Consider the following 21,569-nt stretch of genomic DNA (forward strand, 5'->3'; position numbering starts at 1 on the left):
GTCCTTACTCCGCCGCAGCCTTGAAATTGTTGCGGGCCAGAGCCGAGCACTCGGCCATGACCTTTGACGCCCGGGCAATCGGGTTGGTGAGGTAGAAATCCTTCACCGGCGAGAAAAACGCCCCCTGCCCCAGCGAACCACCTTTGGCCGCAACAGCATCGATATCTCCGGCATCCCCTTCCGCAATCGTATCAAGTGCGGCCATATGGGGATAGTCCGCATAAAGTTTTGCCCTCAGCTGGTCCAGCGAATCAAAGGGCAGCGTCTTGCCGAGGATGGCAGAAAGCGCCCTGAGGATCGCCCAGTCTTCACGCGCATCGCCCGGCGCAAAGCCAGCACGGCTGTTCATCTGCACCCGGCCCTCGGTATTGACCCAGGTGCCTGACTTTTCCGTATATGCCGCGCCTGGCAGAATGACATCGGCCGCCATCGCGCCGGCATCGCCATGGCTGCCGATATAGACGGTGAAGCCAGCTTTCTTGGTTGAGAAATCCATCTCATCCGCACCAAGCAGGAACAGAACATCCATCGCATCGAGCATTTGAGCCGCCGTTGCACCACCCTCGCCCGGCACGAAGCCGAGATCCAGAGCACCGACGCGACCCGCCGCTGTATGCAGAACGGCAAAGCCGTTCCAGTTCGTCTCAACGGCACCAACCGCCTTCGCCAGTTCGGCAGCCTTGGCGAGAACCGCCATGCCGTCCGGTCCCATCAGCGCGCCCTGACCAATCATGATCATCGGGCGTTTTGCTTCCTTTAGCTTATCAAGGAAGGCCAATTCACCTGCGGCGAGCGCGGCGAGCGTATCAGCACCTGCGCCGAGATAATCATAGCCATAACGCAGATCGACATTCTCACCGATCACACCGACCGGGAAATTGCCACGACGCCAGTGCTTGCGGATCCGGGCATTGAGAACGGCAGCCTCATGACGCGGATCGGCTCCGATGATCAGCAATGCGTCGGCCTCTTCAATCCCGGCAATCGTCGGGTTGAAGATATAGCTTGCACGGCCGAGCGAGGGATCAAGCGCCGTTCCATCCTGGCGACAGTCGGTATTGACCGAGCCGAGCGAAGCCATCAGCTGCTTCAGCGCATAGACTTCCTCAACCGAGGCAAGATCACCCGCAATTGCGCCGATCTTGGCAGCATCGACACCATTCATCGCCGCCTTGATGGCGGCAAAGGCATCACCCCAGCTTGCTGGCTGCAACCGGCCCTGAACGCGCACATAGGGCGTATCAATGCGCTGGGTCTTCAGACCATCCCAGATGTAGCGGGTCTTGTCGGAGATCCACTCCTCGTTCACATCCTCATTGACGCGGGGCAGCACACGCATGACTTCACGGCCACGCGTATCGACGCGGATCGCCGAGCCAAGCGCGTCCATGACGTCGATCGATTCGGTCTTGTTCAGCTCCCACGGCCGGGCGGTAAACGCAAAAGGCTTGGAGGTCAGCGCGCCGACCGGGCAGAGATCAACAACATTGCCCTGAAGTTCCGAGGTCATGGCCTGTTCGAGATAGGTGGTAATCTCGGCATCCTCGCCGCGCCCGATCAGTCCCAGCTCGGAAATACCGGCCACTTCGGTGGTGAAGCGAACGCAGCGCGTGCAGTGAATGCAGCGGTTCATGACGGTCTTGACCAGCGGGCCGATATATTTGTTCTCAACCGCGCGCTTGTCTTCGCGGTAGCGCGATGCATCGATACCGAAGGCCATGGCCTGGTCCTGCAGATCGCACTCGCCGCCCTGGTCACAGATCGGGCAATCCAGCGGATGGTTGATGAGCAGGAACTCCATCACCCCTTCGCGTGCCTTCTTGACCATCGGCGTCTTGGTGTAGATTTCCGGCAGCGATCCGTCCGGCCCGCCGCGAATATCACGCACCCCCATGGCGCAGGAGGCTGCCGGCTTCGGCGGCCCGCCCTTCACCTGGATGAGGCACATGCGGCAATTGCCCGCGATCGACAGCCGCTCGTGAAAGCAGAAGCGCGGAATCTCGGCGCCGGCCGCTTCCGCTGCCTGCATCAGCGTAAAGTGGTCGGGAACCTCGATTTCCTTGCCGTCAACAATCAGTTTAGCCATTTTATCTTTCCCGCTTTGCCAGCTTTCACACCGGCTCGAATCCTGTTTCCACCGCCCGCGCCCGACCGGGGCAGCAGATATCTTTATTCAGCCGCTTCCATCACCGCGCCTTCGGACGTGGCATTGGCGGTATACTGATCGATCCGCGCCTCGATTTCCGGACGGAAATTGCGGATCAGGCCCTGAACCGGCCAGGCCGCTGCATCGCCCAGAGCACAGATCGTGTGCCCTTCCACCTGCTTGGTGACCTCGAACAGCATGTCGATCTCGCGCTTTTGCGCATTGCCGGTGACCATGCGCTCCATCACCCGCCACATCCAGCCGGTGCCTTCGCGGCACGGCGTGCACTGGCCGCAGCTTTCATGCTTGAAGAATTCCGACAACCGCGCGATCGCCTTGATGATGTCGGTCGACTTATCCATGACAATCGCACCGCCCGTACCGAAAGAGGACTTGACCGCGCGCAGACCGTCAAAATCCATCTGCACGTCCATCATATCCTCGGCCTTCACCACCGGGCAGGACGCGCCGCCGGGAATAACGGCCAGAAGATTATCCCAACCGCCGCGAATACCGCCCGCATGCTTCTCAATCAGCTCGCGGAAGGTGATGCCCATGCTTTCCTCGACGACACAGGGCCGGTTTACATGGCCCGAGACCATGAACAGCTTGGTGCCGACATTGTTGGGGCGGCCGAAGGACGAAAACCAGCTCGCGCCGCGCCGCAGAATGGTCGGCGCAACGGAAATCGATTCGACGTTGTTGACCGTTGTCGGCATGCCATAAAGGCCCATATTGGCCGGGAATGGCGGTTTCATGCGCGGCTGGCCCTTCTTGCCTTCAAGGCTTTCCAGAAGCGCCGTCTCTTCACCGCAAATATAAGCGCCGGCGCCGTGATGGACGATCACGTCCATATCCCAGCCGCATTTGTTGTTCTTGCCGAGAAGACCGGCATCATAGCATTCATCAATGGCACGCTGCAGCGCTTCACGCTCACGCATATATTCGCCGCGCACATAGATATAGGCCGTGTGCGCCCCCATGGCGACGCCGGCCAGAAGGCAGCCTTCGACCAGATGGTGCGGGTCATGGCGCAGGATCTCGCGGTCCTTGCAGGTGCCGGGCTCGGACTCGTCGGCATTCACGACGAGATAATGCGGCCGCCCGTCATCACCCTTCGGCATGAAGGACCATTTCAGACCCGTCGGGAAGCCAGCACCGCCGCGTCCGCGCAGGCCTGAATCCTTCATTTCCTGAATGATCCAGTCGCGCCCCTTGTCGACAAGCGCCTTGGTATTGTCCCAGCATCCGCGTGCCATGGCACCCTTCAGCGAAGTGTCCTTGGCGCCGTAGAGATTTGTGAAGATGCGATCCTTATCCTTTAACATGCTTCACTCCTATCGCGGCTTCTTGCCGAAGACTTTTTCATATTCATCCGGGCCGCCCTTGGCCAGAACACCGGCCTGACGCACCCATTCATCGCGGGTGATGCGCGCACCGAGCTTGAACGTGTCGCCAACCCAGGCAACTTCCGCCGGCGTCCAGGCGGCGATCTGCGCGAAGGTGTAAACCCCGATACCATTGAGCAGCGAGGCAGCCTTCGGGCCGACACCAGCGATCAATTCCAGATCATCAGGTGTTTCCGGAACAGTTTCGGCTGCCGGTGGACGGCTACCCGCAGCCGAAGCCATGGCTTCTTCCGATCCGGCATCCTCGTCAACTTCCTCGTCAGCTGCCTGATCTTCCGTGCCGTCATCAATCAATGCTGTAAAGCCGCCTTCCGGGGCGCTGTACCAGCGATCAATCTGCGGGCCGGGCTTGATCTCGCTCCCCTTGCCTGCCTCGAAGGCATCAATGATTTCTTCCAGCCGCTCCGGCGTCAGATCCTCGTAACTATCCTTGAAGATCATCACCATCGGCGCATTGGCACAGGCACCCTGACATTCGACTTCTTCCCAGGACAGCGTACCCTCGGCATTCGGTTCGAACGCGTGTTCATTGATCTTGCGCTTGCACACCGAAATCAGCTCACCGGCGCCACGCAGCATGCAGGGCGTCGTGCCGCAAACCTGGACATGGGCTTTGGTTCCAACCGGCTTCAGCTGGAACTGGGTGTAGAAGGTGGCGATCTCAAGCACGCGGATCTGCGCCATGGACAGCATTTCCGCGACCTTTTCGATCGCAGCCCGCGTCACCCATCCATCCTGCTCCTGCGCCCGCATCAAAAGCGGAATCACAGCGGATTGCTGGCGACCGGCAGGATATTTGTTGATCGTGGCCTCGGCCCAGACAGCATTTTCCGCGTTGAAGGAAAATTCCGGCGGCTGGACGGCTTCATCGGCTAGACGGCGAACAGACATGCTTTCTCACACCTCTTCAGAGGTTGGCATTGGTGCTTCCGGCAGGCATGCGATCCGGCCCCGGGCCGGACGGCGACAGCTGGAAACAATCATCGAAAACGAAACGCAACCACACATTACCGGTCAACCTCCCCGAACACGATGTCGAGCGTGCCGATAATGGCAGTCACGTCGGCAAGCAGATGTCCCTTGGACAGGAAATCCATGGCGGACAGATGGGCGAAACCCGGCGCGCGGATCTTGCAGCGATAGGGTTTGTTGGACCCGTCGGAAACGAGATAGACGCCGAATTCGCCCTTGGGCGCCTCAACGGCGGCATAAACCTCGCCTTCCGGCACGTGGTACCCTTCAGTGTAAAGCTTGAAGTGGTGGATCAGCGCTTCCATCGAACGCTTCATCTGGCCGCGCTTCGGCGGCACAATCTTGCCGTCCATCGACGAGAACGGACCGGACTTTTCAGCGCCAAGAAGGCGATCAACGCATTGCTGCATGATCTTGACGGACTGACGCATCTCTTCAATCCGCACGACCCAGCGATCATAGCAATCACCGTGTTTGCCAACGATGACATCGAAATCAAGATCCGAATAGCACTCGTAAGGCTGTGCACGACGCAGATCCCAGGCCGCACCGGAACCGCGCACCATGACGCCGGAAAAGCCCCAGCTAAAGGCATCTTCGGCCGAGATCACGCCAATATCGACATTACGCTGCTTGAAAATACGGTTTTCGGCCAGCAGCGCCTCAATATCGTTGAGCCTGGGCGGAAACTGCTCACACCATTTGCCGATATCCTCGACCAACTCATGCGGCAGATCCTGATGAACACCGCCGGGACGGAAATAGGCGGAATGCATGCGCGCACCGCAGGCACGCTCATAAAACACCATCAGCTTTTCGCGCTCTTCAAACCCCCAGAGCGGCGGCGTCAGTGCGCCGACATCCATCGCCGCCGTCGTGGCATTGAGGAGATGATTGAGAACACGGCCCATTTCGGAGTAGAGCACGCGAATCAGCTGTCCGCGCGGCGGAATATCGACGCCCAGCAGCTTTTCCACGGCAAGCGCGAAAGCATGCTCCTGATTCATCGGCGCCACATAATCGAGACGGTCGAAATAGGGAACGGCCTGCAGATAGGTCTTGGTCTCGATCAGCTTCTCGGTACCGCGATGCAGAAGCCCGATATGCGGGTCGACGCGTTCCACGATTTCGCCATCAAGTTCGAGTACCAAACGCAGAACGCCGTGCGCGGACGGGTGCTCTGGTCCGAAATTGATCGTGAAGTTGCGAACGTTATGTTCAGTCATGGTCAACGCGCTCCGCGTTCATTGAATTTCCATCCCAGTCGCTCCCGCGGGGGAGCATCTCATTCACTCAGCCGCTGGCCTTCTCGTCGCCGGGAAGGATATATTCAGGCCCCTCCCAGGGACTGAGGAAATCGAAACTGCGAAATTCCTGCTTCAGCTCAACAGGCTCATAAATCACACGCTTGGCTTCTTCATCATAGCGCAGTTCGACAAAGCCCGTCGTCGGGAAGTCCTTGCGCAGCGGGTGCCCCTCAAAACCGTAATCCGTCAGGATCCGGCGCAGATCCGGGTGACCGCTGAAGGGAACGCCGTACATGTCCCAAGTTTCGCGCTCATACCAATCAGCGCCGGGAAACACCGACGTGATTGACGGCACGACCTCATCTTCGGCGACCTGCAGCTTGATGCGGATACGAAGGTTCTGAGTCGGCGACAACAGATGGTAGACAACGTCGAAGCGCTTCTCACGCTGCGGCCAGTCGACCCCGCAAATATCCGTGATCGAAACAAAGGCGCACTGGCCGTCGTCACGCAGGAATTTGGCAACATCAACGATCGCACCCGGCGTGGTGAAGAGCGTCAGCTCCTCATACTCCACCTTGGCGTCGGTAACGCCATCACAGACTTCCCGGATATGGGTCGCCAGCTCGTTCAAGACTTCACTCATCGGCTCTCTCCCCGGCCTTACCGCTCAATTGTACCGGTGCGGCGAATCTTCTTCTGCAGCAGAAGCACGCCATAAAGCAGCGCCTCTGCCGTGGGGGGACAGCCGGGAACATAGATATCCACCGGCACGACACGGTCACAGCCGCGCACGACGGAATAGGAATAATGGTAATAGCCGCCGCCATTGGCGCAGGAACCCATCGAGATCACATAGCGCGGCTCGGGCATCTGGTCGTAGACCTTCCTGAGCGCGGGCGCCATCTTGTTGGTGAGGGTTCCGGCGACAATCATCACATCGGACTGTCGCGGTGAGGCACGCGGCGCAAAGCCGAAGCGCTCGCAGTCATAGCGCGGCATCGACATCTGCATCATCTCGACCGCGCAGCAGGCAAGACCGAACTGCATCCACATCAGTGAGCCGGTACGCGCCCAGGTGATCAGCTCATCCGTGGAGGTAACGAGGAAGCCCTTGTCGGCAAGCTCGTTGTTGATCTCGCCAAAATAGGGATCATTGGCGCCGACCGGCTTGCCGGTCGAGGGATCGATAACGCCCTTGGGCTGAGGGGCCACCAGTGTCTCGTTCTGGTTCACTCCCATTCCAGCGCTCCCTTCTTCCATTCGTAGACAAAGCCGATTGTCAGAACCAGCAGAAAGATCATCATCGACCAGAAGCCAAACCAGCCGATATCGCCGAAGGACACAGCCCACGGAAACAGGAAGGCAACTTCAAGATCGAAGATAATGAACAAGATCGCCACAAGATAGAATCGGATGTCGAACTTCATGCGGGCGTCATCGAATGCGTTGAAGCCGCATTCATACGCGGAAAGTTTTTCCGGATCCGGCGCTTTGAACGCCACCGCAAAAGGCGCAATCATCAGCGCAAGGCCAATAATCAGACAGATGGCGATAAAAATAACGATCGGAATATAGGAACTGAGCAACTCAGCCATTTCAATCCCCTTGCCGGTTCACAAACGTCCAAGGATGGTCCCATCCACGATAAACCGGGCGACCCAAAATTGATAGATGTTGAGCAGTGGTTAGCGCAGCCGTGGCCTCGGCGCAAGCCATCCTGACAGCGAATCGCGAATGGCCTGTCACCTTTATGGACACCCCGGCAGTCATCTTCGCGTGTTTTTTACCGACAGGTCAGTCGGTTTCGCGGCTTCACAGCGAATTGACGCATGGCATGTTGCGATGCCGGTGGAAAACATGAAAAACGACAGTTTCGTCCCCGGAGAGCTCAGAAGCGAGAGACTCACATCGAAGCGGGCAAGGCGAAAAACCGGAATGAATAGGAAGACTTGGAGGTTTGGGAAATGAAATGGCGCGAGTGACGGGGCTCGAACCCGCGACCTCCGGCGTGACAGGCCGGCACTCTAACCAGCTGAGCTACACCCGCGCATTTGTTCGCCTTTTCTTTTCGATCCGGCGTTGGCGAGTGGTTAGCCCAGCCGCGCGCAGGAAGCAAGCCACCCCAATTAAGTTTTCCAAAAAGAATGTGATTCCGACGACTTTTTTTTGATTTTTTTCGGCACGCCCAACCGCTGGTTCCGCACGCGATATCAAAGAACCTGCGGCACCCTGCCCGCCTTGACCGAAAGGCCTTGCAGTGAAACAGCAAAAAGCCAGCCTGGGATTTCCCATGCCAGCTTAAAAACAGACCATATATATAGAAAAGAAATGGCGCGAGTGACGGGGCTCGAACCCGCGACCTCCGGCGTGACAGGCCGGCACTCTAACCAGCTGAGCTACACCCGCGCATTTTGCCTTTTTCACTTTCGAACCGGTTCTTTCGAGCGGCTCACCGTGTGGCGTGAGCGGCTGATTAAGGGGTTCACGTGGGATAGTCAAGCGGCTTCTATCGGAATTTTGAAGTTTTTGTTTCAGTGCATCATGCCAGCTAGAAAAACCGGGAGAGCGCAAAAGACGGGTAGGTTAGCGCTTACATGACACCAAAGGCCCTCGGTTAAACGTTCCGTGCTTGCACACTGTCCTTTTTTACGTGAAGCATGGGCGCGAAAAACACGATGAAACATATTTCCGGAGAAGACACCCCATGAATGCGTGGCGCAAATCCGCCCTGCTTGGCATTGCCCTTTTGCTGTCGAATGCGATGACAGCGTCAGCCCAGACGGCGGGCAATGCTTTTGCGGACGAGGCCGCTGCAGCCCAGAGACAGGGGGAGCCGCTTGCCGGCCTCCTCTCCTCCAGTCCCGACGTGGCCGGGGCGCAATTGCGCAGTCTGGCCGAAGCGGCCCCTAATCGCTACGTGCTGCTGCTGCAGCAATTTCTGAGCGCTGAAGGCTTCTACAGTGGCACGGCCAGCACCATTCTTGACGTGCCGACGATTCGGGCGCTGTTCAGCTTCTGTGACCGCGCCGGCATAGGCGCTGCCTGCCTGAACGGTCCCCTCTTGCCCGCCACGGCTGAAGCACTCGGCAAGGCGATCGTCGCAGCACCGGGCCAGGCCGCATCCGCGTTGACAGGGATGACACCCGCTGCGCCAACGCGGAAAGAATCTGCCGAACCACCGCGCACCGAATCAATGTCGAGCCGCGCACCGGAAGATCCGGCGGCAGACTGGCTCGGCCAGTCGGGCAATCAGGATGGCATCACTTTCAAGGCCAGCCGACCGGACAAACAGGAAATCCGCTTTCATCTTAACGGCACAGCCAGTCGAAGCGGCGTCGGCACGCTCTACCTTGCAGGCCGAACCGATAATCCCGCCCAAAAAGGCGAGACCTGGCAATTGCAAGCGAGAATCACGCTTGATGACACCGATGGCCCGCAACGTTGGCTGATCACCCAGATGTCACTTTTCGACAAGAACGGACGCTTCATTGCACCGCTCGATCAGGACGCTTTCACCCTTTCACCCGGCAAACCATCTGCGGATATCGACCTCAAGGGCACAATCTCCCAGGAAAATGCCGCCTTCATCCGAACCATGATCGGCTTCTCCTATGGCGAGGGAGAAGCAATCAATCTTGATTTCTCCATTCAGACACCGGGCATCGAAAAGACCGATGCTGCGGGCAATTAGTGGGCGAACAGCTTCACTTGTGCAAAAAAACTGAAAAAAAGCGCAAGGACCCTCTTGCGGTTTGTCTCGGTTCCGCATATTTCACCTCCACCAACGCGGCGGGCGATTAGCTCAGTTGGTAGAGCGCCTCGTTTACACCGAGGATGTCGGGAGTTCGAGCCTCTCATCGCCCACCATTTTTCTTCCAAAAAAAATGGTTTTCATTCCCCGCCTTTTATCTGGGCCTTCAGTGGTTTTATGCTGAAAGCAGGCCTCCAGGGGTTTCCTCGCGTCAATTTAATCGATTTTATCTATTGGTGCAGCAAGCGCTGCCAGCAATTCAACATTGTGACAGCGCCGACATTGCCGTATTCTCGACAGAACATCGGGAGGAGGAAACTGATGTCACGCTACCAATGTGCAGACTGCAATATGCAGCAGGATACAGGTACCGTTTGCCGTCAATGTGGAAGCTACAACATGAAAGCGCTGGAACGGCATAACATTGCCGACAGTGATACACCGCCAGCTGCAGCAAACTCTTCACTGCAACAGAATCTGCCAATCTGGCTGTCACTGGCGGCCATTGTGAGCTTCACGACTTATATGCTGGTCTTTCATATGTAAAAGGCGAGAACCGCAGTCGCGGTCTCGCCTTACAAACATTCAGATTGGCCTGGCAGGGGTGCCCCATAGACCGGACACATATTCGGCAGCCACACTTCGTCGGCCGGATTGTACCGTCAGGCCGTGCGGTTTTTCTCGCCATCGGAAAACAGCGACCGGCCATTCTGCTCGACAATCTGCTTTCCCTTTTTCAGGCTCCATTCGATCGCCTCGTCCTGCGACGCGAACAGGTCAGCACGAATAAACGTGCGCACCAGCGTCTCGTCGCCGACTTCCTTTTCGATCCGCCCCTTCAGCCGATACTGCGTTCCCTCGCGCACCGGCTCGGCGAAGATAATGCAATCCTCGTGGACGATCGACTGTACCGCCTGATCATTTTCCTTGCCGCCGCTGCTGGCGCCACCGGAAAACATCGAGCCGAGTTTCGAGAAAAACGATGCCATGCCTTTACTCCTTTTATCTCTTACATATCCGATCACGTGCAGCCGCGCCAGCCCGGCAACGTCCAACAAAGCGCACGATCCCTTGTACGCTGCGTCGTTTCAAAGGACGCTCACATCTAGATGATCAGATTCGCCAGCACCTCATTTTCAGTAATATCCTGATAGCGCAGCCCCGCTGCATCGATCTTGTCAAACAGGGCCGCGAAATTTTCAGCTCGTGTTGATTCGATGCCAATCAGGATCGAACCGAAATTGCGAGCAGACTTCTTCAAATATTCGAACCGGGCAATATCATCCTCCGGCCCCAGCAGATTGAGGAAATCGCGCAAGGCACCGGGACGCTGCGGCAACCGGAGAATCAGATATTTCTTGAGCCCGGCATAGCGCATCGCCCGCTCCTTCACATCGGGCAGGCGTTCGAAATCAAAATTTCCGCCGGAGACAACGACCACAATCCGCCGTCCCGCCACCTGCCCCGCAGGCAGAAGCGACAATGCCGTCAGCGCGAGAGCACCGGCCGGTTCCAGCACCACGCCTTCGACATTCAGCATTTCGGTCATGGTGACGCAGATCGCATTTTCAGGCACGAGCATCACCTGATCCGGGGAAAACCGTTTCAGCGCAGCAAAATTGGCCTCACCGATACGGGCGACGGCCGCGCCATCAACGAAGTTGTCAACCTCCTCCAGCCCGACAATGGCACCGGCTTCCAGCGAACGCTTGAGGCTGGGCGCGCCCGAAGGCTCGCAGAACAGGAAATCCTCTTCTGGCATCGTTTCCGAGAAATAGCCGGTGATACCGGCTGCAAGCCCGCCGCCGCCAACAGGAATGACGACGAGATCGGGTTTGCCGCCCTGTTCCGGCCAGAAATCCTCGATCTCGGCAGCGACCGTTGCCTGTCCCTCGATAATGTCGGCATCATCAAAAGGCGGCACCATGATACCGTTATGTTCCGTGACGAATCGACGTGCAGCGGCATAACAGACATCGAAAATATCGCCGACCAGCTCGATGCGGATATTATCGCCGCCAAAAGTACGGGTTTTGTCGATTTTTTGCTGTGGCGTCGTCACCGGCATGAAGATGACACCCTTCACGCCGAAATGTCGGCAGCAATAGGCAAAGCCCTGGGCGTGATTCCCGGCAGACGCACATGCAAAAACTTTTGTTCCGCTCTCGCGCGTCATCGCCTTGCGCATAAAATTAAACGCGCCGCGAATCTTATAGGAACGAACCGGCGTCAGGTCCTCACGTTTCAGGTATATCTCGGCACCAAAATGGTTGCTGAGGTGGGCGTTCAGCTGCAGTGGCGTCGGTTCCAAGATCGCCCTGAGCGCGTCCCTGGCGGCAATAACCTCGTTGCGCATTGTCGTCGTTCCCATTGAGTTTGTCGTCCCCTCCCGCTATGGCATAGCTTGGAGTAGCAACAAAGCCCGTTTGTCACGCCAGACTGGCCAGGGAAACGTCCACTTGAACGCCACACTCTTCAGATCCGCCCTTTATATTGCGGCGATATGCGGCCTTTATCTGGCTGCAGCCATGTTCGTGCCGGCCATGGCCGACCTTTATTACGCGAGCCCGGACTGGCAGGTTTTTGCCATGTGCGGCTTCATGGTCGGCGGCATCAGTGCAGTGACCGCCGTTGCCATGCGCGGCAAGCCGCCGCCGTTTTCGCGGCGGCTCGGCTTTTTTCTGGTTAATCTGCTCTGGTGCGTATTCGCACTGGTCGGAGCCATCCCGCTCTATGTGGCGCATAAGGAACTGACCTTCGCCCAGGCGATCTTCGAATCGGTTTCGGCGATCACCACCACCGGCTCAACCGTGTTATCGGGGCTCGATCACACGCCGCCGGGTCTGTTGATCTGGCGTTCGCTGCTGCAATGGATGGGCGGCATCGGCATTGTCGCGCTCGGTCTTTTCATCCTGCCATTCCTCCGCATTGGCGGCATGGCCTTCTTCAAGATGGAATCATCGGATACGGGCGACAAGCCTTTCGCCCGCATGGCAAGTTTCACCCGCGCCTTCCTCGGCATTTATATCGGAATCACGGTTTTATGCGCGATCGCCTATGACATTGCCGGCATGTCGCATTTTGATGCGATAAACCACGCTTTCACCACTGTTGCGACGGGCGGATTTTCCACCCATGACGCATCATTCGGCTATTTCCATTCGCAAACGATCGACTGGATCGGCACGTTTTTCATGACGATCTGCAGCCTGCCCTTCTCGATCCTGATCCTGTTTGTCGTCCGTGGCCGGCTTGATTCGCTGCGCGATCCGCAGATCATGCTGTTCCTGCTCTATCTCGCAGGCGCCGCCATGCTGATCGCCATCTTCGTCACGCTTGAGGGGAAGATGCCATTCGGTGAGGCGCTGACGCAGAGCTTCTTCAGCGTCGCCTCGATCGTGTCGACGACAGGTTTCGCCGCTTCCGACTACACGGCATGGGGCAATTTCGTCATCATCGTCGTGCTTTTCCTCACATTCATGGGCGGCTGTTCAGGATCGACGGCCGGCGGCATCAAGTCCTATCGCTTTCTGATCATCTTCAACATGCTGCAGACCGGCATGAAACGGCTGATCTATCCCAATGCGGTCTATTCGGTGCGCTATGGCAAGCTGACCGTCGATGCGGAAACCCAGCGCGCCGTGGCCATGTTCTTCTGCGCCTATATGCTGCTATGGGCCTTCGGCAGCATGATCATGGGCGCCATGGGCTATGATCTGGTCACGGCCACATCATCAGTGCTCACAGCGCTTTCAAATGTCGGCCCGGGGCTGGGCAATATCGTTGGCCCATCCGGCAATTTTTCGAGCTTCCACGATCCCGAGCTTTATCTCCTGTCACTTATGATGCTGCTTGGCCGTCTGGAAATCCTCACTGTCATGGTGATCCTGATGCCAATGTACTGGCGCGGCTGAGAACTGTGGATTGAGACCATTTGCTGGCCCTAAAGGCCCGTCCGGGCGGGAATTTCCGTTCGCGTCCCGGGCGATCTTGGGCTATTGAAACGACAAACGAAGTGTAAACAAAGCGGGACCGCGGAACCTGATGACCCTTTCCAACAGCCAGGCCATAACCCCGGAGCTCATTGCCGCCCACGGACTGAAGCCGGAAGAGTATGAACGCATTCTCGAACTGATCGGCCGTGAGCCAAGCTTTACCGAGCTCGGCATTTTTTCGGCCATGTGGAACGAGCACTGCTCCTACAAGTCATCAAAGCGCTGGCTGAGGACCCTGCCGACCACCGGCCGCCGGGTCATCCAGGGCCCTGGCGAAAACGCCGGTGTCGTCGACATCAATGACGGTGACTGCGTCGTCTTCAAGATGGAGAGCCACAACCACCCCTCCTATATCGAGCCCTATCAGGGCGCCGCGACTGGCGTTGGCGGTATTCTGCGTGACATCTTCACCATGGGTGCGCGCCCCGTTGCCGCCATGAACGCGCTGCGCTTTGGCGAGCCGGACCACCCCAAGACCCGTCGTCTTGTTTCCGGCGTCGTTGCCGGTGTCGGCGGCTATGGCAATTCCTTCGGCGTACCGACTGTCGGCGGCGAGGTTGAATTCGACGCCCGCTATAACGGCAATATCCTGGTCAACGCCTTTGCCGCAGGGCTTGCCAAGAGCGATGCAATCTTCCTGTCGGAAGCCAAGGGCGTTGGCCTTCCGGTTGTCTATCTCGGGGCCAAGACCGGGCGCGACGGCGTCGGCGGCGCCACAATGGCTTCGGCTGAGTTTGACGAACAGATCGAGGAAAAACGCCCCACCGTTCAGGTTGGTGACCCCTTCACCGAAAAATGCCTGCTGGAAGCCTGCATGGAGCTGATGCAGACCGGCGCGGTGATCGCGATCCAGGATATGGGCGCTGCCGGACTGACATGTTCAGCCGTTGAAATGGGCGCCAAGGGCAATCTCGGCATTGAGCTTGATCTCGACAAGGTGCCGGTGCGCGAAGAGCGCATGACCGCCTATGAAATGATGCTTTCGGAAAGCCAGGAGCGCATGCTCATGGTGCTGTCGCCGGAAAAGGAAGACGAGGCCAAGGCGATCTTCGTCAAATGGGGTCTGGATTTCGCCATCGTCGGCAAGACCACCGATGACCTGCGCTTCCGCGTCCTGCATCAGGGCGACGAGGTTGCCGATCTGCCAATCAAGGATCTCGGCGATCAGGCCCCCGAATATGACCGCCCCTGGCGCGAACCCGATAGCCGCGGCCCCCTGCCCTCGCATCTGGTCGAGGTACCGGAAGACTATAATGCCGCGCTGCTCAAGCTGATCGGCGGCCCCAATCATTCCAGCCGCCGCTGGGTCTATGAGCAATATGACACGCTGATCCAGGGCAACTCACTCCAGCTGCCCGGTGGCGATGCAGGCGTCGTCCGCGTTGACGGCCACCCGACCAAGGCACTTGCCTTCACCTGCGATGTGACGCCGCATTATGTCGAGGCTGATCCATTCGAGGGCGGCAAGCAGGCGGTTGCCGAATGCTGGCGCAATCTGACCGCGACAGGCGCCGAACCGCTTGCCGTGACCGACAACCTCAATTTCGGCAATCCGGAAAAGCCCGAAATCATGGGCACTTTCGTCAAGGCGATCCAGGGCATTGGCGCTGCCTGCGAGGCGCTTTCCTTCCCGATCGTCTCGGGCAATGTCTCGCTATACAACGAGACCAATGGTGAAGCGATCCTGCCGACGCCGACCATCGGAGCTGTCGGTCTGCTGTCGGACTGGCGCAACATGGCCCGCATCGGCTCCTATGAGGAAGGCGACCATCTGATCATGATCGGCACGGATGGTGATCACCTCGGGGCGTCCGCTTATCTGCGCGACGTTCTAGGCCGTCTCGATGGCCCGCCGCCGGCGGTTGACCTTCACGCCGAACGCCGCAATGGCGATTTCGTCCGCTCGATCATCGCCAATGGCCAGGTTAAGGCCTGCCATGATATTTCGGCGGGCGGTCTTGCAGTCGCACTTGCTGAAATGGCCATGGCAAGCGGCACCGGGTTGAAGATCAATTTCAATGAAAGTCGCGGCCTGCCGCATGCACTGCTCTTCGGAGAAGATCAGGCCCGCTACGTGATCGCCGTTCCGGCCGAATTAGGCAATTTCATCTGCGCCTCGGCCGAAGGCGTTGGTGTTCCGTTCCGCCGTCTCGGTACGGCTGGCGGCAAAACGCTTGAAATCGAGGATCTGATTTCACTTGAAATCGAGACATTGCAGACCGCCCATGAATCGTGGTTTCCTCACTTCATGGATGACGCGCCCGAAAAGGCTGAGCCGGCCTGAAACCGACCTGGTCTGAAAAGGCACGATATAACAAGGAGACTGAACCATGGCGATGACGGCTGGCGACATTGAAGACATGATCAAGGCGGGGATTCCCGGTGCAAAGGTCACCATCCGCGACCTTGCCGGCGACGGCGATCATTTCGCCGCAGAAGTCGTGGCCGAGGCTTTTCGCGGCAAGACCCGCGTGCAGCAGCATCAGATGGTCTATGATGCGCTTCAGGGCAATATGGGCGATGTGCTGCACGCCCTTGCGCTCCAGACCTCCGCTCCGGCGTGAACTGCCGGCGTGAACTGATGGTGCAGCGGAAACTGTGTCCAATCGCAGCCTCCGCTGCCCTTCTCGCGGCGTTTTTCGTACAACCGGCTTCGGCAGAAACCATCTGTCACGCCAATGATCGCTTTCGCGTCGCCGTTCAACCCAATCATGATACGCCTGGCGAACACTTTTCGGTCACGCCAGTCAGCCCAGAAACAAGGGGCTCACCCTGTCGATTTGCAGACGGCCGGAATGCCGTCATGATCGGATCGGACGATGAGCCTTTATGGTTCGCCCAGCTTGCTGGTGGCTTTCTCATCACAACACGTTCGACCGGGCCTCAGGCGGATCTGGTGGTGTTTCAACTGACCGACGGACAAAAGATTCTCGACCGACCCGCCGACGATTTTTCGCTGGATGGCGACATGCTCACCTTCTGGCAGCGCATGCGGCCGGCAAAACCGGATGAATGTCAGGCTCTGGAAGAGGAAGAAAAGGCGGGGCTTTCGATTGTCATCGAGACACAAATCCGCTTTGATCTCGGCACGCTGGCCACTCTGGAGACCGGTGAACACCGCTGCGAAGCAGTGCAGTAACATGACGAAAGCCACCATCATGCCCGCACCTTCTTGCCCAAAAGACGGATGCGCCATATATAGTATTTAACAAATCTCAGGCCGGCGGGCCTTGAACCCGCTGTGAAAGGATCATTTTCATGAGTGATATTCTTGACGCCATCAAGAGCGAAGTCGACAGCAATGACGTCGTGCTGTTCATGAAGGGAACGCCGCAGTTCCCGCAATGCGGCTTCTCCGGTCAGGTCGTTCAGATCCTCGACTATCTTGGCGTCGACTATAAAGGCATCAATGTGCTTGCCGATGGCGACCTGCGTCAGGGTATCAAGGATTTTTCCAACTGGCCGACCATTCCGCAGCTCTATGTGAAGGGTGAATTCATCGGCGGTTGCGACATCGTGCGCGAAATGTTCCAGGCTGGCGAATTGCAGGAATTCATGGGATCCAAAGGCATCACGGTCAGCGGCGCTGCCTGAGACCTGACCCCTTCTCAAACTGCAAGACCATGACCTGACTGCCGCCTCGTTTTTCAACCTGGCGGCAGAACGTTATTTCCGTTCCGGGAACGGCATGGCTGATAAAGCCCTGTCACAAAAAGACGGCCATAAGGGCCGCAACAAGAAAATATCGGCCCCGGCATCCTCAGACATCAGCCGGACGCCCGAGACTATTGAATGGCGTATCGGATGGATGCGCCGGGATGCGGTTCCTGGGGGGAGCCACCGGATCTATTGCAAAGAGATCAACAAAGGGCGCTGTGCCAAACAGCGCCTTGTTTTGCCTTGGGATATTTCAGTGACTGACACGACACAAAGAATCTCGCCTGCTGCCCATCTGGCGCCCGGAAAATGGGAACTGGTCGCCATGATGGCCATGCTGATGGCGCTCAATGCACTGGCCATCGACATCATGCTGCCCGGCCTGCAGCAGATCGGTGCCTCAATGGGGGTCGAGGATGAAAACAGCCGCCAGTTCATCGTCACCGCCTATGTTTTCGGCTTCGGCGTTGCACAGATCGCCTATGGACCGATTTCGGACCGCTTCGGCCGCAAGAAGCCGCTTCTTGTCGGCCTTGCCATCTATTTCATCGGCGCCGTGCTCTGCGTCTTCTCGCCAAGCTTCGGCATGCTGCTGGCCGTGCGCTTCTTCCAGGGCCTGGGCGCTGCGGCAACCCGCGTCATCTCGGTTTCGGTTGTCCGCGATCTGCATGGCGGCCGCGCCATGGCCGAAATCATGTCGCTGATCATGATGGTCTTCATGATCGTGCCGATCATCGCCCCCTCGCTCGGCCAGGTCATCATGATTTTCGGCGAATGGCACCTGATCTTCTTCTTCCTTGGCGCAGCCGCCCTTATCAACATTGTCTGGATATCCCTTCGCCTGCCGGAAACGCAGCACCCGGAAGATGTGACCCCGCTGACGCCCAAGGCTGTCGGCCACAGCTTCTATCTGGTTCTGTCAAACCGTACGGCGCTGTTCTACACGCTGGCGACCACTTTCATCATGGGCTGCATCTTCGGTTTCGTCACCTCGGCCCAGCAGGTCTTTGTCGAGGTCTTCGGTCTTGGCACGCTGTTCCCGCTGGCCTTTGCCGGCGTCGGCGTGGTCATGGCAACCTCTTCGCTGCTGAACTCCCGCATCGTCGGCAAGCTCGGCATGCGCCGTCTCTCCCACGCGGCGATGATCGGCTTTGCCGTCACCAACGGCATCTGGCTGGTACTCGATCTGATCTTCGGCGGAACCATGCCCTTCGCCCTGTTCTACATCATCTTCCTTGCCGCATGGTTCCAGTTCGGCTGGATCGGGGCGAACTTCAACTCGCTGGCAATGGAACCGCTCGGCCACGTCGCCGGTGCTGCCTCCTCCATTCTCGGCTTTGCCTCGACGGCGGGTTCGGCACTGCTGGGAAGCTTTATCGGCCTGTCTTACAACGGCACCACCACGCCGATGATCACCGGCTTTTTCATCTTTGCCGTGATCGCGCTGGTGATGACGCTGATCGCCGAGAAGGGCAAACTGTTCCAACCGCATAACCAGCCGGTCTGAGACCGGTTCCGGCCGGCTGGCGGCGATAGTTGAACTCCGTCAATTCCGCTGCCGATGGCGAGGCTTCAGAGATATAAAACAACCCGCTACCGGCCGCTATCACAACGGCCGGTAGCTTTTTCAGCGGATATAATATGCTATGAAGAGGCACCGGATGCGCGGCACTGCCCCATTTACCGGTCCCCCTTCACCCCGGAGGCGCGATTGCGTGCCTTCTCCAGGAATGAGCCATGACTGAAAACACAGCCGCCGCTGCAAGGCCAACCATGTCCAAATGGGAGGTCGTGGTGATGATGGCATTCCTGATGGCGCTCAACGCGCTCGCCATCGACATCATGCTGCCCGGCCTTCAGCAGATCGGCGCCTCGCTCGGCGTTGAGGATGAAAACAGCCGGCAGTTCATCGTTACCGCCTATGTGCTTGGCATGGGCTTCGCCCAGCTGTTTTTCGGTCCGCTTTCCGACCGTTTCGGCCGCAAGCTGCCGCTTCTGGCCGGCATTATTATCTATCTGGCCGGATCACTAACGGCGGCGATTGTGCCGAGCTTCACGATGATGCTGGTGATCCGCTTTATTCAGGGCGTCGGCTCCGCCTCCACCCGCGTCATCTCCATCTCCATCGTCCGTGACCTCTATGGCGGCCGCAAGATGGCCGAGGTCATGTCGCTGGTGATGATGGTCTTCATGATCATTCCGATCCTGGCGCCGACCATCGGCCAGTCGATCCTGTTCGTCGGCGAATGGCATCTCATCTTTCTGTTTCTGGCGCTTTTTTCGGCGGCGATGTTCCTGTGGGTTCTGATCCGGCTGCCCGAGACGCTCAATCCGAGAGATGTGCGTGAATTCAGTGTTGCCTCGGTGGCGCGCGGTTTCATCATGGTTCTGTCAAACCGCACCGCAGCGCTCTACATTCTGGCGGCAACCCTCATTCAGGGCTGCATGTTCGGCTATATCACCTCCGCCCAGCAGATCTACATCGAGGTGTTCGGCATCGGCACGCTGTTCCCGATCGCCTTTGCCGGGATTGGCGTCGTCATGTCCGCATCGGCGCTTGCCAATTCGCGCATGGTTGGCAAATTCGGCATGCGCCGCCTGTCACAGACAGCCTTGATCGGTTTCGTCGCCACGATGGCGCTCTGGCTGGTCCTCGATCTCGCCTTTGACGGGCACATGCCGTTCGTTCTGTTCTACGCGCTGTTTGCGATCGGCTGGTTCCAGTATGGCTGGCTCGGCGCCAACATCAACACCATGGCAATGGAACCGCTCGGTCACATCGCCGGCATCGGCTCTTCAGTCCTCGGCTTTACCGGCACGGCGGGATCCGCCCTGCTTGGGTCGCTGGTCGGCCTGTCCTTCAACGGCACGACAACACCGCTGATCACCGGCTTTTTCTGCTTTGGCCTGGCCACGCTTGTGGTGGTGGTGATCGCCGAGCGCGGCAAGCTGTTCCAGCCGCATAACCCGGCGGCAGAATAAAAAATCGCTGCCATCGCGGCGGCGGCCCAGACTGTTGGCAAACCTCTCCTCTTCTTCGGGCGTCATGCCTGTGCTTGGTCCACAGGCATCCAGCCGACGCGCGTCTGCGCGGCGAAAGAACTTCTCGATTGAATGCCTTATAAATCTGGATCCCCGTGACAAGCACGGGGATGACGACGGAGGGAGGCGCTACTCCACCTCCAACATGCAATCTGAATGACTTTGTCAGCAGCCTGAAGCCGCCGCCGCCATGGCCGCGGCCTTTTCGTCTCTGAACCGCAGTTTCGCCCGACGCATTGGCCGCCAGGGTGCATGCCTGGGGGCTAAAGCGTAAAGACCTTCTGGCGCAGTTCCTGCCAGCTTTCCCTGTCCGGCGCCCCAAGCAGACCGCCTTCGATATGCGATGGCAAATAGGGCGAACCATCATAGCGGGCGATATAGGCACCGGCCTCCTGCCCCATCAAAACACCCGCCAGGTGGTCCCAGGGCATGATCTTGAAATAGGTGAAGAAGTGCAGCCCGCCCGAGGCAAAGGCGCGATACTCAACGGCAGCGCAGCGATAGCTCGCGGCGAAGCGCACCTTGGCAAGATTGGCCAGCAGGCCGGCGCGCTCATCGCCCGGCATGAAGGCGATGGATGCGGCACCAAGCATCTGCTCAAGCGGCACGGGGTCAGCGACCTTCATGCGCTGGGCTGTACCGTCGGCGCGCTTCAGCCAGGTACCGCTCCCCTTTTCGGCCATCATGAAATCATCGCCCATCGGGTCATAGATCAGGCCCGCAACGGTCTCGCCCTTTTCGACGATCGCCATCATGACGCCATAGGCGGAAATGCCATTGGCGAAATTGAACGTGCCGTCGATCGGATCGACGACAACGGCAAGTTCGGCATCCTGCAGCTTTTCGAGCAGTGACGGATCGGCGGCAACACCTTCTTCGCCGACGAAACTGGCACCGGGCAGGATCTTAGCGACACCCGCCTTGATCACCCGTTCAGCGCCGGTATCGGCCACGGTGACCAGATCGCTCGGCTCAGACTTTTCGGCGACCTCGTCCGTTGCAAGTCTGCGGAAACGCGGCAGGATCTCTTCTCTGGCCGCACGGCGCATCAGCGCCGAAAGCTGATCGAGTGTGTCGGATGTGATCGTCATCGGAAAAACCCTTTGCTTGAAATTGATGGAAGCTTTATGCCTCCCGGCGCAGCGTCCGTCCACGCTTAAGCGGCAGAAATGGCGCGCAATCGCGGATTAACCCCGTCTGTCGCCCCGGGCGAGTTGACAATTCGGCCGATCCCGACTATGTCCGCCCGAACGCTGGCTGTAGCTGGCGTCTTAACTGACATGTCCCGTGGTTTTCCGGGCGCTTTCGATCCGTGAAAACCTGTCAGGCCTATTCCGAAAGGACAGG

19 protein-coding genes and 3 tRNA genes are annotated in these 21,569 nt (G+C 58.4%); 10 read left to right on the forward strand and 12 right to left on the reverse strand.

The features are described from left to right. Positions 1 to 4: 4 nt before the first annotated feature. The 9 genes from nuoG to FJU08_RS02970 form a co-directional block, all read right to left on the reverse strand. The gene (nuoG, locus tag FJU08_RS02930; RefSeq protein WP_141147465.1) at positions 5 to 2,086 is read right to left on the reverse strand and encodes an NADH-quinone oxidoreductase subunit NuoG; all 2,082 of its coding nucleotides are present in this window, start codon (positions 2,084 to 2,086) and stop codon (positions 5 to 7) included. Between the two features lie 83 nt (positions 2,087 to 2,169). Further along, positions 2,170 to 3,474 (reverse strand): NADH-quinone oxidoreductase subunit NuoF, encoded by a 1,305-nt coding sequence (nuoF, locus tag FJU08_RS02935; protein ID WP_141147466.1) that lies wholly within the window; start codon positions 3,472 to 3,474, stop codon positions 2,170 to 2,172. Positions 3,475 to 3,483: 9 nt separating this feature from the next. Continuing rightward, entirely contained in the window at positions 3,484 to 4,446 is a 963-nt protein-coding gene (gene nuoE, locus FJU08_RS02940; RefSeq protein ID WP_141147467.1) for an NADH-quinone oxidoreductase subunit NuoE, read from the reverse strand. A 116-nt stretch (positions 4,447 to 4,562) separates the two neighbouring features. Beyond that, positions 4,563 to 5,753 (reverse strand): NADH-quinone oxidoreductase subunit D, encoded by a 1,191-nt coding sequence (locus FJU08_RS02945; RefSeq protein ID WP_141147468.1) that lies wholly within the window; start codon positions 5,751 to 5,753, stop codon positions 4,563 to 4,565. Positions 5,754 to 5,820: 67 nt separating this feature from the next. Continuing rightward, positions 5,821 to 6,420: an NADH-quinone oxidoreductase subunit C gene (locus FJU08_RS02950; RefSeq protein ID WP_141147469.1), complete on the reverse strand. Its 600-nt coding sequence runs from the start codon at positions 6,418 to 6,420 to the stop codon at positions 5,821 to 5,823. A gap of 17 nt (positions 6,421 to 6,437) precedes the next feature. Then, positions 6,438 to 7,016, reverse strand: a complete 579-nt coding sequence (locus tag FJU08_RS02955) for a NuoB/complex I 20 kDa subunit family protein (protein ID WP_141147470.1) — start codon at positions 7,014 to 7,016, stop codon at positions 6,438 to 6,440. After that, the gene (locus FJU08_RS02960) at positions 7,007 to 7,372 is read right to left on the reverse strand and encodes an NADH-quinone oxidoreductase subunit A (protein WP_141147471.1); all 366 of its coding nucleotides are present in this window, start codon (positions 7,370 to 7,372) and stop codon (positions 7,007 to 7,009) included. Before FJU08_RS02960 ends, FJU08_RS02955 begins: the two co-directional genes overlap by 10 nt. 375 nt (positions 7,373 to 7,747) lie before the next feature. Further along, positions 7,748 to 7,824: transfer RNA gene (locus FJU08_RS02965), tRNA-Asp, on the reverse strand. 282 nt (positions 7,825 to 8,106) lie between these two features. Next, positions 8,107 to 8,183, reverse strand: a tRNA-Asp gene (locus tag FJU08_RS02970). Between the two features lie 298 nt (positions 8,184 to 8,481). Between FJU08_RS02970 and FJU08_RS02975 the strand changes: the two genes are divergently transcribed. From FJU08_RS02975 to FJU08_RS02985, 3 genes are all read left to right on the forward strand, one after another. Beyond that, complete coding sequence (locus FJU08_RS02975) at positions 8,482 to 9,468, forward strand: hypothetical protein (RefSeq protein WP_141147472.1); 987 nt, start codon at positions 8,482 to 8,484, stop codon at positions 9,466 to 9,468. 100 nt (positions 9,469 to 9,568) lie between these two features. Next, positions 9,569 to 9,644: transfer RNA gene (locus FJU08_RS02980), tRNA-Val, on the forward strand. Positions 9,645 to 9,849: 205 nt separating this feature from the next. After that, the gene (locus FJU08_RS02985; RefSeq protein WP_141147473.1) at positions 9,850 to 10,074 is read left to right on the forward strand and encodes a hypothetical protein; all 225 of its coding nucleotides are present in this window, start codon (positions 9,850 to 9,852) and stop codon (positions 10,072 to 10,074) included. A gap of 116 nt (positions 10,075 to 10,190) precedes the next feature. Here the strand turns inward: FJU08_RS02985 and FJU08_RS02990 are convergent, their stop codons facing one another. Then, positions 10,191 to 10,517, reverse strand: a complete 327-nt coding sequence (locus FJU08_RS02990) for an HlyU family transcriptional regulator (protein ID WP_141147474.1) — start codon at positions 10,515 to 10,517, stop codon at positions 10,191 to 10,193. A gap of 116 nt (positions 10,518 to 10,633) precedes the next feature. After that, positions 10,634 to 11,884, reverse strand: coding sequence for a threonine ammonia-lyase (ilvA, locus tag FJU08_RS02995; RefSeq protein ID WP_141147599.1), 1,251 nt, complete (start codon positions 11,882 to 11,884; stop codon positions 10,634 to 10,636). A 103-nt stretch (positions 11,885 to 11,987) separates the two neighbouring features. On the opposite strand from ilvA, the gene FJU08_RS03000 reads away from it, so the two are divergent. From FJU08_RS03000 to FJU08_RS03030, 7 genes are all read left to right on the forward strand, one after another. Beyond that, positions 11,988 to 13,442 carry a TrkH family potassium uptake protein gene (locus tag FJU08_RS03000; RefSeq protein ID WP_141147475.1) on the forward strand — a complete coding sequence of 485 codons (1,455 nt, stop codon included), beginning with the start codon at positions 11,988 to 11,990 and terminating at the stop codon, positions 13,440 to 13,442. A 130-nt stretch (positions 13,443 to 13,572) separates the two neighbouring features. Beyond that, complete coding sequence (purL, locus tag FJU08_RS03005; protein WP_141147476.1) at positions 13,573 to 15,807, forward strand: phosphoribosylformylglycinamidine synthase subunit PurL; 2,235 nt, start codon at positions 13,573 to 13,575, stop codon at positions 15,805 to 15,807. A gap of 46 nt (positions 15,808 to 15,853) precedes the next feature. After that, the gene (locus tag FJU08_RS03010; RefSeq protein ID WP_141147477.1) at positions 15,854 to 16,087 is read left to right on the forward strand and encodes a BolA/IbaG family iron-sulfur metabolism protein; all 234 of its coding nucleotides are present in this window, start codon (positions 15,854 to 15,856) and stop codon (positions 16,085 to 16,087) included. A gap of 239 nt (positions 16,088 to 16,326) precedes the next feature. Then, positions 16,327 to 16,662 carry a hypothetical protein gene (locus tag FJU08_RS03015; protein WP_141147478.1) on the forward strand — a complete coding sequence of 112 codons (336 nt, stop codon included), beginning with the start codon at positions 16,327 to 16,329 and terminating at the stop codon, positions 16,660 to 16,662. Positions 16,663 to 16,781: 119 nt separating this feature from the next. Then, entirely contained in the window at positions 16,782 to 17,117 is a 336-nt protein-coding gene (gene grxD, locus FJU08_RS03020; RefSeq protein WP_141147479.1) for a Grx4 family monothiol glutaredoxin, read from the forward strand. Positions 17,118 to 17,436: 319 nt separating this feature from the next. Continuing rightward, positions 17,437 to 18,687, forward strand: coding sequence for a multidrug effflux MFS transporter (locus FJU08_RS03025; RefSeq protein ID WP_181409725.1), 1,251 nt, complete (start codon positions 17,437 to 17,439; stop codon positions 18,685 to 18,687). Between the two features lie 230 nt (positions 18,688 to 18,917). Next, on the forward strand, positions 18,918 to 20,162 hold the full coding sequence (locus FJU08_RS03030; protein ID WP_235890556.1) for a multidrug effflux MFS transporter: 1,245 nt from the start codon (positions 18,918 to 18,920) through the stop codon (positions 20,160 to 20,162). A 323-nt stretch (positions 20,163 to 20,485) separates the two neighbouring features. On the opposite strand, the gene FJU08_RS03035 is transcribed toward FJU08_RS03030, so the two are convergent. Then, on the reverse strand, positions 20,486 to 21,313 hold the full coding sequence (locus FJU08_RS03035) for an inositol monophosphatase family protein (protein WP_141147480.1): 828 nt from the start codon (positions 21,311 to 21,313) through the stop codon (positions 20,486 to 20,488). Positions 21,314 to 21,569: the final 256 nt, after the last annotated feature.

The organism is Martelella alba (genome assembly GCF_006516955.1).
Lineage (GTDB): Bacteria > Pseudomonadota > Alphaproteobacteria > Rhizobiales > Rhizobiaceae > Martelella > Martelella alba.